Genomic DNA, 13,623 nt, shown 5'->3' on the forward strand with positions numbered 1-13,623 from the left:
ATTTTAAAGCATAAAAAAAACGCCTCAAGTAATTGAGGCGTTTTTGATTTATTCTTTTATAGCATTTCCTGTTTTATCATAGAAATGATATTCTAAGTACGTGTAAGCGTCACGAGGTATAATTTTCACCCATTTTTTATGTTCAAAAAACCACTTTGAACGTAATGATGGAAAACCTTTTGTAAGGTATGCAGCCACAAACGGATGTACATTAAGTACGATACTTTTGTGAGTCTTGATAATTCTTTCTAAGTCAGAAGCAATTTTATCGATAATCAAGATCGGAGCTTCAATTGCCCCATTTTCATTGTTGGGATCCTCTTCTCTTGTTTCAATATTAACTTCTGGTCTTACTCTTTGTCTTGTAATTTGGATTAAACCAAACTTACTAGGAGGCAAGATTTTATGTTTTGCTTTGTCATCGCTCATTTCTTCTTTTAAGAAATCATATAGAACTCGTCTATTATCAGGATTTGACATATCGATAAAATCAACAACTATAATACCACCCATATCTCTCAATCGCAATTGTCTTGCAATTTCAGCGGCGGCAATCATATTTACTTCTAAGGCAGTATCCTCTTGGTTTTGAGCTTTATTAGAACGGTTACCACTGTTTACATCAATTACGTGTAATGCTTCGGTGTGTTCTATGATAAGGTATGCACCTTTGCTCATCGATACTGTTTTTCCAAAAGAAGTTTTGATTTGTCTTTCAATGTTATATTTCTCGAAAATAGGTAAGTTGTTCGATTGATAAAACTTAACAATGGATTCCTTTGAAGGCGCTATTTCTTGCAAATAGTCCTTTGTTTGATAATACAATTCCTCATCATCGATGTGAATGCCACTAAAAGTGTCATTGAAAACATCTCTTAATATTGAAGAAGCTCGGTTAAGCTCTCCCAATACTTTTGAAGGATGATGTGCTGTTGGAATTTTTTTACACATTCCTGACCATCGGTCAAGTAAGTTTTGTAAGTCTTTGTCTAGTTCAGCTACTTTTTTGCCTTCTGCTACTGTGCGAACAATAACACCAAATCCTTTTGGTCTAATCGATTGCACGAGTCTTTTTAAACGTTCTTTTTCTTCTTTAGATTCTATTTTTTGAGAAATAGAAATTCGATCGGAAAAAGGAACAAGAACAATATATCGGCCGGCAAGAGAAAGCTCAGAGCTAATTCTAGGGCCTTTTGTAGATATAGGTTCTTTAACGACTTGTACTAAAATTGATTGATTTGCATTGATAACATCAGTGATGATACCATCTTTATCAATCTCTTTCTCAAAAGGGAAATTTTTTAGGGTGAAATCTTTTATTTTACCTGCGCTTACAAGTTTTATGAATTTCAACGAAGAAGTTAGATTAGGACCTAAATCATGATAATGTAAAAAGGCATCTTTTTCAAAGCCTACATTTACAAAAGCGGCGTTTAGACCAGCAACAGGTTTCCTGATTTTGGCGATAAAAATATCCCCTACTTGGAAGTTGCTTTTTTCTTCTTCTTTGTGTAATTCAATTAGTTTTCCATCTTTTAATAAGGCAAAATCTACGGCTTCGGAACTAGATCTGATGATTAATTCTTTATTCACGCTGCAAATTTTTATCCATACATTCACATGTATAGATGGATTAAACAATATTTTTACAGGTATTGAACCCGGTGAAATACTTTACTATCAAGGATTGATAATAATTGTTGTATTTCAATTTCAAAGAACTGTATGAAAAAAAGAAAAAGTAGTATTAAACTACTTTTTCTTCTTGTGACGGTTAGCTCTCGCTCTTTTCTTACGCTTGTGCGTAGCTACCTTATGTCTTTTTCTTTTTTTACCACTTGGCATAACTTATTGGTTTTGTGATTAATAAATTAGTTTACTTTTGTTTCTGTATTAGTTTTCACTCCCTCAACAAATACTTTTGCAGGTTTAAATGCAGGAATGTTGTGAGCAGGAATTTTAATAGTAGTATTTTTTGAAATATTTCTACCCGTTTTTTCAGCTCTAGTTTTAATAATAAAACTTCCGAATCCTCTTAAATAAACATTGTCTCCAGTTTCTAAAGAGTTTTTAACTTCGTCCATGAAAGATTCAACGGTTGCCTGTACATCTCCTTTTTCTAGACCTAATTTTTCCGAAATTTTTGCTACGATATCTGCTTTCGTCATTTTCTTTCTTATTTATAATGATGTAATTTTTTTTTGAGCAGGCAAATATATGAATTAAAAAAACAATATTTCAACCTTAAATGATTAAAATTTAATAACATAAACTTTTATTTTTGTTAACCAATTTATAATCATGAGTTTTACTAAAATATTAATACAGTGGTATTTACATAATAAAAGAGATTTACCATGGCGAAAAACACAAGATCCTTATGCAATTTGGTTGTCAGAAATCATACTTCAACAGACTCGAGTAGCGCAAGGAATGCCTTATTTTTTCGCTTTTTTAGATACTTTTCCAACAGTTTTTGATTTAGCAAATGCCTCTGAACAACAAGTTTTAAAATTATGGCAAGGTTTAGGGTACTATTCGAGAGCTCAAAACCTACATAAAACAGCTCAATATATTGCGTCAGATTTGAATGGAGTTTTTCCAAATAACTATAATGATCTCTTAACACTTAAAGGTGTTGGGGAATATACTGCTGCTGCAATAGCTTCTTTTTGTTATAATGAACCCGTTCCAGTAGTAGATGGTAATGTTTTTAGAGTATTGTCTCGTTATTATGATATTGAAACCGATATCGCTTCAAATGGTGCCAAGAAAGAATTCAAAGCACTAGCGTATGAGATAATGCCTTTTGATAATCCTGCTATTTTTAATCAGGCATTAATGGAGTTTGGCGCCTTACAATGTGTGCCAAAAAGTCCAAATTGTCCAGTATGCGTGATGAATGATAGTTGTGTTGCCCTGCAAAAGAAAAAGGTTGATATGCTTCCTGTGAAATTGAAGAAAACACTTGTAAGAGATCGATTTCTGAATTATATAATCTTTATAGATGAAGACAATCATACGCAGATACAACAACGCACTGCAAAAGGGATATGGCATAATCTGTATGAGTTTCCTTTAATTGAAACAGAAAAAGCAGAATCGGAAGACTTTATTGAGGATAAAATTAACGAACAATTTTCTGCTGTTTTTGATTTGAAGACTATCACGCTAATAAATACGGGGAATGTAAACCATAAGTTATCACATCAAAATCTGAACATTAAATTTTGGAATGTGGAAATTAAAGGTAAAATAGAAAAAGGAATCAATTATGATGCATTAATAACATATCCTTTCCCTATAGTATTGTATAATTTTATTGAAAAGCAGTGGCCACAGTAACTGAAAAAAATAGTATATTTGGTAATAGATAAAAAAACAGATTATGAGTGGTACATTGAATAAAGTGATGTTGATAGGGCACTTAGGGGATGAAGTAAAGATGCATTATTTTGAAGGAGGTAACTGTATCGGGAGGTTTCCATTGGCTACCAATGAAACCTATATAAATAAGCAGACCAATGAAAAGATTACTTCTACCGAATGGCATAATATAGTTGTGCGTAATAAAGCTGCCGAAATCTGTGAAAAGTACCTCTCAAAAGGAGATAAAATCTATGTGGAAGGAAGGATTAAGTCAAGACAATGGCAGGGAGAAGATGGTATTGCAAAATATACAACTGAAATCCAAGCAACAGAATTTACTTTTCTAACTACAAAAAAAGATTCTGAAGCTGTAAGACAAACTTCGGCGATCACGCCACAAGAGCCAACAAAAAATAGTAACTTTGACCCGCAAAATCCACAGTTGCCTGAAAACGACTTGCCATTCTGATAGTATTAACTAATTTATTAAAATTTGGACGCAGACCCCTCCAATACCGTATCGATATTAGAAACAATTGACATTAATCTTGTTTTAGGATTCGTAGGTATTATATTATTACTTTTTTGTTCAGCAATGAGTTCCGCTGCTGAAATAGCACTTTTTTCTTTAACAAGAAAAGATTTGGAAAAAAGCGCTCAAGACGACTCAAAAATCTATCAGATTATTACTGCTTTATTAAGCAAACCCAAAAAATTACTTGCGACCATACTTGTCGTGAATAATTTCTTCAATATTGGAATCGTTATTATTTTCTCTTTTTTAAGTGAGCGATTATTTTCTCATATTACCCCTTACTGGTTGCGTTTCTCTATAGAGGTAGGAGTAGTTACTTTCTTGATTTTATTGTTTGGTGAGGTTATCCCAAAAGTATATGCGAACCGTAATAATTTGAAGTTTGCAAAGTTCATAGCTGTACCCTTGAGTATTATCAATAGATTACTAACGCCAATTAGTGTTCCGATGCGTTCTATCACTGTTTTTTTACACAAAAGATTAGGAAAGCAAAAAACATATTTCTCTGTAGATCAACTTTCGCAAGCCTTGGAGTTGACATCCTCTGAAGAGACTTCTACGCAGGAGCAAAAGATATTAGCAGGAATCGTTTCATTTGGGAACACAGATGTAAAACAAGTAATGAGTCCTAGAATCGATGTTTTTGCCTTAGATATTGAAGAAAGTTTTGAAGAAATTATAGCTAAAATTATAGACAAAGGATATTCAAGGATTCCAGTGTATAAAGATAATATAGATCAAATTGAAGGAGTATTATTCGTGAAAGATGTGTTGCCGCATATTGATAAAGAATCATTTGATTGGAAAACATTGCTTAGGACACCTTTTTTTGTACCAGAAAATAAAAAATTGGATGATCTTTTAAAAGAATTCCAAAGCATGAAAAACCACCTTGCTGTGGTTGTTGATGAATATGGAGGTACTTCGGGATTGGTTTCTTTAGAGGATATTATAGAAGAAATTGTAGGCGATATAAGTGATGAGTTTGATGATGACAATATTAATTTTTCACAAATAGATGAGCATAACTTTTTGTTTGAAGGTAAGATTAATTTAAAAGATTTTTATAGAATTGTACCAGTGAATGAAGAGGTTTTTGAGAATCAAAAAGGAGAAGCAGAAACACTAGCCGGATTTATATTGGAAGTGTTTGGTAATTTTCCTAAAAAAGGACAGAAGATTAATTTTCAAAATTGTTTATTTACGATTGAAGGTGTAGATAAAAAAAGAGTAAAACAAATTAAGGTAACCTTAGAAAATAGATAAAACAAATATTCAAATGCTTAAAAATATTAATACCCTACTTGTTTTGTTGGTTGTCATCGTTACAGTTTCGAGCTGTAAAGATGATGTTATCCCGAAACCGAAAAGTCATTTGAGATTGGAATATCCAATGCCAAAATATGAAGAATTTGACGGATGTCACTATATTTTTGGATACAATACAATTGCGAAAATAAAAGATAAAGGGAATTGTAATTTCAATATTGAGTATCCTGGGATGAAGGCGACGATATACTTGAATTATAAGCCTGTAAATAATAATATAGAGGCTTTGTTGAAAGATGCGCAAAGATTGACCTACGAGCATGTAATTAAGGCAGACGACATCATTGAGCAACCTTTTGAGAATAAAAAAAATAAAGTATATGGTATGTTCTATGAGGTTGATGGAAATGCTGCTTCACAAACGCAGTTTTATTTAACCGATAGTGTTCATAATTTTGTAATTGGATCAGTTTATTTTTATGTAAAACCAAACTATGATTCGATTTTACCAGCATCCAGTTACCTCCGAAATGATATTCAGAATTTAATGGAATCATTGCAATGGAAATAAAATAAAATAGGCTGTCTAAAATTACTAGACAGCCTATTTTGTTTTACAATGCGAACTGTAATTATTACATGCTTTGTGCTTTCTTATCTGCAGAACATGATTTTTTTGAATCAGCTGAACAACATTTTCCAGTTGATTTTTCTGATTTTTCAGTAGTAGCTTTAGCAGTCGTTTCTTTTGCTTTAGTTTTTGTAGTTTTTTCTGCTTTTACTTTTTCTTGGTCAAGAACCATAGCTTGATCAGCAGTTGATTTTACATCAGAAACTTTATAAAGTTCTCCACCAGCAACACCTTCTACAGTCTTTACTAATTTTTCTGGAGATTGTTTTGCAGAATCATATTCTACTGTAGCTGTTTTCTTGTCGAAATCTACGGTAGCTTTTTGCACACCATCTAAGTTTGCTAATTCTTTTTCGATTTTAGCAGCACACATTACGGCACAACTCATTCCTTCAATATGAAAGCTAGCCGTTTCGATTTTTCCTGCAATTGCAGTGTTTTCTGTTTTAGGAGCAACAACTTCAGTAGTTTTAGCTTCAGTAGTAGGTACTTCTTTTTCTGTGTTTTTACAACTTGCAAATGCTAAACCAGCAATAGCAATAAATAATAGTTTTCTTGAAATATTCATAATATGATTTTTACGTTTTCTAATATCCTAACGGAGAATTGGTTGACAAAATTAATGAAAAAATCAACTAATAATCCATTAAAATAACAGAATTTTGAAGTGAAAATATTTATTATGGAAACGAAACAATCAAAGTGGTTTTATTTATTGTTGTTAGCATTAATATGGGGTAGCTCATTTATTTTAATAAAAAGAGGTTTAGTTGGATTGACTGCAGTTCAGTTGGGCTCATTAAGAATAATCTTCGCCGCACTATTTTTATCGATAGTAGGGTTTAAAAGTTTAAAAGAGGTTCAGAAAAGACATTGGAAGTACATCGCTTTGACTGCATTTGTTGGAACATTTACACCGGTGTATCTGTTTTCCTATGCGCAAACAGAGATTGATAGTTCGATTAGTGCAATATTAAATTCCTTGACGCCATTAAATACATTGATATTAGGATTCGTGTTTTTTGGGGTAAGTTTTCAGAGAAGGCAACTTTTGGGAGTTATAATTGGTTTCTTGGGTTGTATTATGTTGATTCTTCATGGCGCAATGAATCATCCAGAGCAGAATTACTTTTATGTACTATTTGTGGTAATTGCAGCAATCTGTTATGCGCTGAATATTAATTTGATTAAGAAGTATTTGTCCGATTTGAAACCTTTTAGTATTGTAACTGGAAACTTTATGGTTTTAGGAATTCCAGCTTTGGTAATTCTATTTTTTACGGGTTTCAATGTTGAATTAGCGCTACAGCCGCAAGTATACCATTCGATGTTCTTTATTGTGATTTTGGGTATTTTAGGCACAGGAATAGCAAATATTATTTTCTTTAAACTAATTCAAATGTCATCTCCCATATTTGCATCATCCGTTACGTATTTAATTCCGGTAGTGGCTCTGTCTTGGGGAATATTTGACAATGAGTCCTTGACTTTAATTCAATATCTAGGAGCAGCAATAATTTTGATTGGAGTATATCTTTCTAGTAGAAAATAAAAAAGGCTGTCTAATTAGACAGCCTTTTGTTTTATAGATAAGAATTAACTATTGAAAATCAGCAGTGCTAACTCCTTCGTTAATTAATACTTCAGAGATATTAATTTCGATATCCATTCCTACATTCATTACCATTTTGTAAGGAACTTTAACTCCTTTTACATCACGATAATCATCAAATGAGATTGTAACCGTTTTTCCTTCTTCCATTGTGCTTTGTGCTAGCTTTAAACCAGATTTCACATCATAGAAAGAAGTGATACCGTCAGTTTGAACACCATAAGCATCTTTACCGTTAATACTTTCGATTCCTGTAAGTTTAAGATCAGCTTTACCCAATTGGCCTAATTCAGGTACTGGGAAAGCAACGCTTTTAGTTTTAGCTAAATCTTCACCTTCAAGTACAACTTTTTGACCTTGTTGCAATACGTAACCAGAATTATCATTCACAACTTGTTTCATGATACTTATGTTTTGCATTGTTAATTCTGTAACAGATAATCCTTTTGCATCTAATTTAGAAGAGTAATTCAAAGGAGCTGGAGCACCTGGAATAGTTGCTAATCCTTTTGTTGCAATAGTATTTACTGATTTTACAGCTTTGTCCCCACCAATTACTTTGATGTAATTTTCAAGAACAGATTTTGCTGTAACGTTAGTGCTTACTGTTTTCGCTTCTGGTTTAGATGTTGGATTTCCGAATCTGTCAAAATATAAAATTGGTGTTTTTAATTTTTCTAATCCAGGTAATACATCCGTTGCTTTTCCTACTACAACAATTCTTGCATTATCGTAAGAGAAGTATTTTTTAGCAGCTTTCATGATATCATCGGCAGTTACTGCATTGATGTTCTTGATGTAATTCTCGTAGTAATCTTTTGGAAGATTTTGAGTTTCAATATTTAATGCATAACGAGCAATCGTTTGTGGTTTCTCCATTTGCATTACAAAGTTCCCTACGTATTTTGCTTTAGCATTTTTCAATTCTTCAGCTGAAACTTTTGTAGTTCTGATTCTTTTTAATTCGTTAAGAAATTCAACAACAGAACTGTCTGTTACAGCATTTCTAACAGATGCTGTTGAAGTGAATTTTGTAACAAATTTGTTTCCTGAGATACTTGAGTAAGCACCATAAGTCCAACCGTGTTTCTCACGTAAGTTTAAGAACAAACGTCCTTCACCACCACCACCAAGAATTTGGTTAGCTAATATTGCAGCGAAGTAATCTTTATCACCCATTTTCAAGTTTACAGTATTTACAACTGATACTTCAGATTGTACTGCATTTGGCATATCGATAAAGTTAACTTGAGTGTATTGTACATTTTTAGGATCAGAATAAGCTATTTTCGGAGCTTTTGCATTTTTCCATAATGAGAAATATTGCTCAACTAATTTTTTTGTTTCATCAAAATTCACATCTCCAATGATTACTAAGTAAGCATTTTGAGGAACGAAATAAAGATTATAGTGTTGTTTAACATCAGCAAGAGTTACATTGTTGATTGTTGCTTCACTAGTATATTCTCCTCCAGGATGATTTTTTCCGAAAGCTAAGATGTTTACCACTCTTTGTGCATTAGCAGAAACACTTTTCTCTTGCGATTTGATGTTTTCTAATAATTTTGCTTTCTCTTTGTCAAATTCCTCTTGTGTGAATAAAGGATCTAAAGCACCAGCAGCTGTTAATTCAAAAATTCTACTGTAGTATTTAGATAAAGAACTTGAATAAGCTCCAGAAGAACTAAAATTAACGCTTGCTCCTAAGAAATCAATTTCCTCGTTATAGGCATCTTTAGTAATTTTAGAAGTACCATTACCCATCATCATGCTGGTTAAATCGTCTACTCCTTTTTTACTTCCTTCAGCAAAAGGGTCATTATCTATTGTTAAGTTGATAGATACACGTGGTAATTTATGATTTTCTACAACCATTACTTTTAAACCATTTGGTAATTCAAAAGTTTGTGGTTTTTTTACATTTACTGTGGGTGCAGGACCTGGTTTAGGTTGAGATCTATCTGTTTGTGCTTCCATAGAAAAGGTTAAAAACAAACCGGTTAAAAGGTATATTATTTTTTTCATGATTTAAATTTTCTTAGTTTCAGACTTATCTTTTGAAGGGACGTAATCCAATAATAATCGTTGGTTTGGATTTAGATATTTTTTAGCAGCATCTCTAATCTCCTCACGTGTAATTGAACGATAAATGTCAATTTCAGTATTGATTAAGTTTACATCACCATATAAAAGATAAAAAGAAGCTAAATTGCTAGCAATTCCTTCTACGCTAGCATTGTTGCTTACGTATTCGTTCTCAAATTTATTTTGTAGTTTTTTGTAATCGTTCTCAGAGATTAAATCTGTTTGAAGTTTTACAATTTCATCATCTACTTCTTTTAATAAATCAGCCGTAGTGTTTTGTCCCATTGGTAAACCATAGATAATGTACATGCCATAATCTTCCTGACTAAAGTTTAGAGCTCCAACTTGTAAAGCCATTTTTTTGTCATCAACCATTTTCTTGTATAATCTAGAGCTTTTTCCATCCGTTAAGATTGATGAGATCATATCTAAAACTCTTGCATCACGTGTTTTCATTGATGGAGTTCTATATGATGCAATCATCATAGGGATTTGGATGTTTGGATCCTCGTAAGTAGCCTTTAATGTTTTAGTGATAGGGGCTTCTGTGAATTGCTCACGTATAACCTTTGGGCCAGCTTGAATTGGACCAAAATAATCCTGAATCCATTTTTTTGCTTGTGCTTTATCAAAATCACCTGCCAATACTAAAACAGCATTGTTAGGAATATAGAATTTTTTATTGAAAGCTTTAAATTCTTCTAAAGTTGCAGCATCTAAATGTTCCATAGAACCAATAGTTGCCCAACGATAAGGGTGTTTGAAAAACATGTTTTTCTTTACTTCAGCTAGGATATTTCCATAAGGTTGGTTATCCACACGAAGTCTTTTTTCTTCTTTTACAACCTCATTTTGAGTGTCAACACCAATTTGGTTGATTACAGGGTGCATTAATCTTTCTGATTCCATCCATAATGCCAGTTGCAAATTGTTTGAAGGGAAAACTTCATAGTAATAAGTTCTGTCATCTGTCGTATTTGCATTGTTTGTACCACCGTTTGCCGTAACGATTTTAAACCAGTCGCCACGACCAATATTTTCAGTACCCTCAAAAAGTAAATGTTCAAAAAAGTGAGCAAAACCAGTGCGATCCGGTTTTTCATCTTTTGCACCTACATGATACATTACTGAGGTTGTAACTACGGGAGCAGAGTTGTCTTGATGTAAAATTACATGAAGGCCATTATCTAAATTGTATTCTTCAAACGCTACATTTTGAGCAGAAGCAATACCTCCAAGCATAAGAAATGAACTTAAAGTCATTAGAGATTTTTTCATAATGATTAATAATTTTGTTTATGATATATAGATTAGACGTATTTAAGGTAGGTCTGTTACAACAAATCTAACTTTTTTATGACAAATGAAGTTTAAAATAAGTTTTTTTATCAAAAAAAGGAGTCTTGATTCCTTAGAAGGAGTAGAAGCTAACGTGCTGAAATGGAATGTTTTTAATTGTTTTTCCTTTTTTTTGTACAACTGGTTGCATAATAAAGTTTTAGTTGTATATTTGTGCCCTTAAAAATTAACTAAATAGTATTGTTATGTACGCAATCGTAGAGATAGCAGGGCAACAATTTAAAGTAAGCAAAGACCAAAAAGTTTATGTTCACCGTTTAGCTGATAACGAAGGAGATGCAATTTCATTTGCAAAAGTTCTTTTGTTAGACGTTGATGGAACTGTAACTCTAGGCGCCCCAGCTGTAGAAGGTGCTTCAGTAGAAGCCAAAGTGTTAAGACACTTAAAAGGAGAAAAAGTAATCGTTTTCAAAAAGAAAAGAAGAAAAGGTTACAAAAAGAAAAACGGTCACCGTCAATCTTTAACTCAAATCGTAATTTCAGGAATTTCAGCTCCGGGTGCGAAGAAGAAAGAAACTAAGAAAGCGAAAGAAGAGAATCAAGAAAAATAACATTAAAAACTAATACGTCATGGCTCACAAGAAAGGTGTCGGTAGTTCCAAGAATGGTAGAGAATCAGAATCAAAACGTTTAGGCGTTAAGATTTTTGGTGGTCAAGCTGCAATCGCTGGGAACATCATCGTAAGACAAAGAGGTTCTAAGCACAATCCAGGTGAAAACGTTTACATGGGTAAAGATCATACTTTACATGCAAAAGTTGATGGAGTTGTTAAGTTCCAGAAAAAAGGAGATAATAAATCTTTCGTTTCTATTCTTCCATTCGAAGCATAAGAAAATTAAGATTATCCATATAAAAAAACCATCAACATTGTTGATGGTTTTTTTTGTTTAATGTCGAATTAATAATACTTCTAATTGTAGATTATTCTAAAAGGAACAATATTTATTGCTCTGTTTTTTATTCTAAGCATTAAATCCTCACTCAAAAAGTTCCATTCTTCCTCATTAAATAAAGTTTCATCTTTTCGTTTCAGATAAATGTCTATAGTAGGCATATAACCAATGTTACTGTCTAAGCTGGTCTGTATACCCGTTTTTACTGTTACGTTCTCTATAGACTCTCCGTAATGGTTTTTACACAGTATTATAATGTCTTGTTTGGTTACAACACGTTGATTGGAAATCAAATTTTCTCTATAGGCGTAAATTTTCTCTGAATTTGTTAATTCATTTTTTCCACCCTGAGTAGTAGAAAGTAAAGTCATAGAGTCTTTTTCAAAATCCGAACCCTTATAGAGCAGTAGTCTTGAAAAAGTATTTATTTTATTGGCATCTTCACCATTCGTGGTCCAATATTTTACAAAGAGTGTACCTCGATCCTTTTTATTCTTTGAATTCAAAACTAGATAAGGCGTATTCTTTTTATGCATACCTACCTGAGCCATTTTGTTGCGGAATCGAGAGATGATTTGGTTAATTTCTTTCAAATTAGTATCAGTGAAATCATGTCCTAAACTAGAAAAGGCTGCTGCTTCATCACGTACTAAATCAATAAGATAATTAATTTCTTCAGTAGCATTACGTTCATCAAAACGAGCAACACCACCAAATCTCAAATAAGCATAATCATCTATTTGCTCATGATTGTTATTTTTGATAACATCAAATTCTCTGTTTTTATCATCCAAAACGGAATAAAGTTCTAAAAAGAAATCCTCTCCAATATTTAAAGGATAAATATTCATTAGACTCTTGATACTTCCTTGTGTTTCGTTTAATTTTTTATTGATAACGGGAAAACAGTTCGTTGCACAGAATACATCAGAAAGCATATTTTTATTAATGACATTTGGGAATTCTAAACGAAGCCAAATTACTTTCTCATTAGATAATTGCTTGAGATCCTCAGTGCTTAAAAATTGCTTGAATTCCGCAGGTACAGTATGAGTATTATCCTCAATGTTGAAGATGTCTTTAATGCTAATGAAATTCTTTTCGTAATATTCATTAACATGCTCTTCTGTACGCTCAATATGGTAAAAGTCCTCTTGGATTAATTTACTATCTCTTTTTGAGAAACTATCATCAGTATTATACCCTTCACTAGTGGTAAGCAAATGATCATTTAAATACCATTTTGCACGAGGTAAGAAATGGAAGAAAGTATTACGATTAGAGATATTTTTTAAATAGAAATAAAACATAAGGTCTTTCATGATACCATCACCTTGATGTTGAATTCCTAACCAAATTGTACCATGCTGAAGCGGTTTAGTATATAAATCACTACTTAAAACTTCTTTGAATTGATCCTTTATTACCTCCTGAATTCCATTAGGAAGGACTACATAGCGTAATTTGTTACGCGTTATTTTCACAGGCTTAGTAGCGCCAAAAAAATAATCCTTTAATAGATTTTCACTTGGATTATAAGGGTTTATTTCTTTTTTCTGAATGTAAAATTGGTGGTGATCATTTAAGATTACCTCATTTTCAGAAGGATATGCCTTCATTATGGCACGAGCAGGCGTTGCTTTCGATGAAGCTATTGGAGTAAGGATATCTACTAGTCTTTCCGTAATTCTTCGGCGACTTGAGAATACCTCATTAGATATTTTTTCTAATTCTTTTGAGCATACATCAAAAAGGAGATTGACTATAGGGTCAAAAACATTTTCAAGTTCTACGTCAGAATACCCCCATTTTTTTGCAGCACGCTTGAGCAATCTATCCTTAATCTGATCTTTTGATAACTGATTCATG

At 32.5% G+C, this 13,623-nt stretch carries 13 protein-coding genes; 7 read left to right on the forward strand and 6 right to left on the reverse strand.

The window, feature by feature from the left end:
* Positions 1 to 48: 48 nt before the first annotated feature.
* Together P6733_RS13010 and P6733_RS13015 are read right to left on the reverse strand one after the other, a co-directional pair.
* Positions 49 to 1,593 carry a ribonuclease E/G gene (locus tag P6733_RS13010; protein ID WP_306353336.1) on the reverse strand — a complete coding sequence of 515 codons (1,545 nt, stop codon included), beginning with the start codon at positions 1,591 to 1,593 and terminating at the stop codon, positions 49 to 51.
* Between the two features lie 278 nt (positions 1,594 to 1,871).
* Positions 1,872 to 2,168, reverse strand: a complete 297-nt coding sequence (locus tag P6733_RS13015) for an HU family DNA-binding protein (RefSeq protein WP_296142668.1) — start codon at positions 2,166 to 2,168, stop codon at positions 1,872 to 1,874.
* 133 nt (positions 2,169 to 2,301) lie between these two features.
* On the opposite strand from P6733_RS13015, the gene mutY reads away from it, so the two are divergent.
* Genes mutY through gldD form a run of 4 tightly spaced genes read left to right on the forward strand, consistent with a single transcriptional unit; the run spans position 2,302 to position 5,744 of the window.
* Entirely contained in the window at positions 2,302 to 3,345 is a 1,044-nt protein-coding gene (gene mutY / locus P6733_RS13020) for an A/G-specific adenine glycosylase (RefSeq protein ID WP_306353337.1), read from the forward strand.
* A 43-nt stretch (positions 3,346 to 3,388) separates the two neighbouring features.
* Positions 3,389 to 3,838, forward strand: a complete 450-nt coding sequence (locus tag P6733_RS13025) for a single-stranded DNA-binding protein (RefSeq protein ID WP_306353338.1) — start codon at positions 3,389 to 3,391, stop codon at positions 3,836 to 3,838.
* A gap of 24 nt (positions 3,839 to 3,862) precedes the next feature.
* Positions 3,863 to 5,170 (forward strand): gliding motility-associated protein GldE, encoded by a 1,308-nt coding sequence (locus P6733_RS13030; RefSeq protein WP_306353339.1) that lies wholly within the window; start codon positions 3,863 to 3,865, stop codon positions 5,168 to 5,170.
* Between the two features lie 13 nt (positions 5,171 to 5,183).
* A complete protein-coding gene (gene gldD / locus P6733_RS13035; RefSeq protein WP_306353340.1) occupies positions 5,184 to 5,744 on the forward strand; it encodes a gliding motility lipoprotein GldD in 561 nt (186 codons plus the stop codon).
* 64 nt (positions 5,745 to 5,808) lie between these two features.
* Here the strand turns inward: gldD and P6733_RS13040 are convergent, their stop codons facing one another.
* On the reverse strand, positions 5,809 to 6,372 hold the full coding sequence (locus P6733_RS13040) for a heavy-metal-associated domain-containing protein (RefSeq protein ID WP_306353341.1): 564 nt from the start codon (positions 6,370 to 6,372) through the stop codon (positions 5,809 to 5,811).
* 114 nt (positions 6,373 to 6,486) lie between these two features.
* On the opposite strand from P6733_RS13040, the gene P6733_RS13045 reads away from it, so the two are divergent.
* On the forward strand, positions 6,487 to 7,356 hold the full coding sequence (locus P6733_RS13045; RefSeq protein WP_306353342.1) for a DMT family transporter: 870 nt from the start codon (positions 6,487 to 6,489) through the stop codon (positions 7,354 to 7,356).
* Between the two features lie 48 nt (positions 7,357 to 7,404).
* On the opposite strand, the gene P6733_RS13050 is transcribed toward P6733_RS13045, so the two are convergent.
* Positions 7,405 to 9,441: a M16 family metallopeptidase gene (locus P6733_RS13050; RefSeq protein WP_306353343.1), complete on the reverse strand. Its 2,037-nt coding sequence runs from the start codon at positions 9,439 to 9,441 to the stop codon at positions 7,405 to 7,407.
* 3 nt (positions 9,442 to 9,444) lie between these two features.
* On the reverse strand, positions 9,445 to 10,779 hold the full coding sequence (locus tag P6733_RS13055) for a M16 family metallopeptidase (RefSeq protein WP_306353344.1): 1,335 nt from the start codon (positions 10,777 to 10,779) through the stop codon (positions 9,445 to 9,447).
* 266 nt (positions 10,780 to 11,045) lie between these two features.
* On the opposite strand from P6733_RS13055, the gene rplU reads away from it, so the two are divergent.
* Positions 11,046 to 11,411: a 50S ribosomal protein L21 gene (gene rplU / locus P6733_RS13060; RefSeq protein WP_306353345.1), complete on the forward strand. Its 366-nt coding sequence runs from the start codon at positions 11,046 to 11,048 to the stop codon at positions 11,409 to 11,411.
* Between the two features lie 19 nt (positions 11,412 to 11,430).
* Positions 11,431 to 11,691: a 50S ribosomal protein L27 gene (rpmA, locus tag P6733_RS13065; RefSeq protein WP_306353346.1), complete on the forward strand. Its 261-nt coding sequence runs from the start codon at positions 11,431 to 11,433 to the stop codon at positions 11,689 to 11,691.
* An 80-nt stretch (positions 11,692 to 11,771) separates the two neighbouring features.
* On the opposite strand, the gene P6733_RS13070 is transcribed toward rpmA, so the two are convergent.
* Entirely contained in the window at positions 11,772 to 13,622 is a 1,851-nt protein-coding gene (locus P6733_RS13070; RefSeq protein ID WP_306353347.1) for a hypothetical protein, read from the reverse strand.
* Position 13,623 lies beyond the last annotated feature (1 nt).

It is taken from the genome of Flavobacterium aerium (assembly GCF_030766725.1).
Lineage (GTDB): Bacteria > Bacteroidota > Bacteroidia > Flavobacteriales > Flavobacteriaceae > Flavobacterium > Flavobacterium aerium.

What these genes read in the sequence shown, in the direction of transcription:
- mutY (WP_306353337.1), top strand. Translation starts at nt 2,302, where the DNA reads ATGAGTTTTACTAAAATATTAATACAGTGGTATTTACATAATAAAAGA.
- P6733_RS13055 (WP_306353344.1), bottom strand. Translation starts at nt 10,779, where the DNA reads ATGAAAAAATCTCTAATGACTTTAAGTTCATTTCTTATGCTTGGAGGT.
- gldD (WP_306353340.1), top strand. Translation starts at nt 5,184, where the DNA reads ATGCTTAAAAATATTAATACCCTACTTGTTTTGTTGGTTGTCATCGTT.
- rpmA (WP_306353346.1), top strand. Translation starts at nt 11,431, where the DNA reads ATGGCTCACAAGAAAGGTGTCGGTAGTTCCAAGAATGGTAGAGAATCA.
- P6733_RS13045 (WP_306353342.1), top strand. Translation starts at nt 6,487, where the DNA reads ATGGAAACGAAACAATCAAAGTGGTTTTATTTATTGTTGTTAGCATTA.
- P6733_RS13070 (WP_306353347.1), bottom strand. Translation starts at nt 13,622, where the DNA reads ATGAATCAGTTATCAAAAGATCAGATTAAGGATAGATTGCTCAAGCGT.
- P6733_RS13050 (WP_306353343.1), bottom strand. Translation starts at nt 9,441, where the DNA reads ATGAAAAAAATAATATACCTTTTAACCGGTTTGTTTTTAACCTTTTCT.
- P6733_RS13040 (WP_306353341.1), bottom strand. Translation starts at nt 6,372, where the DNA reads ATGAATATTTCAAGAAAACTATTATTTATTGCTATTGCTGGTTTAGCA.
- rplU (WP_306353345.1), top strand. Translation starts at nt 11,046, where the DNA reads ATGTACGCAATCGTAGAGATAGCAGGGCAACAATTTAAAGTAAGCAAA.
- P6733_RS13015 (WP_296142668.1), bottom strand. Translation starts at nt 2,168, where the DNA reads ATGACGAAAGCAGATATCGTAGCAAAAATTTCGGAAAAATTAGGTCTA.
- P6733_RS13025 (WP_306353338.1), top strand. Translation starts at nt 3,389, where the DNA reads ATGAGTGGTACATTGAATAAAGTGATGTTGATAGGGCACTTAGGGGAT.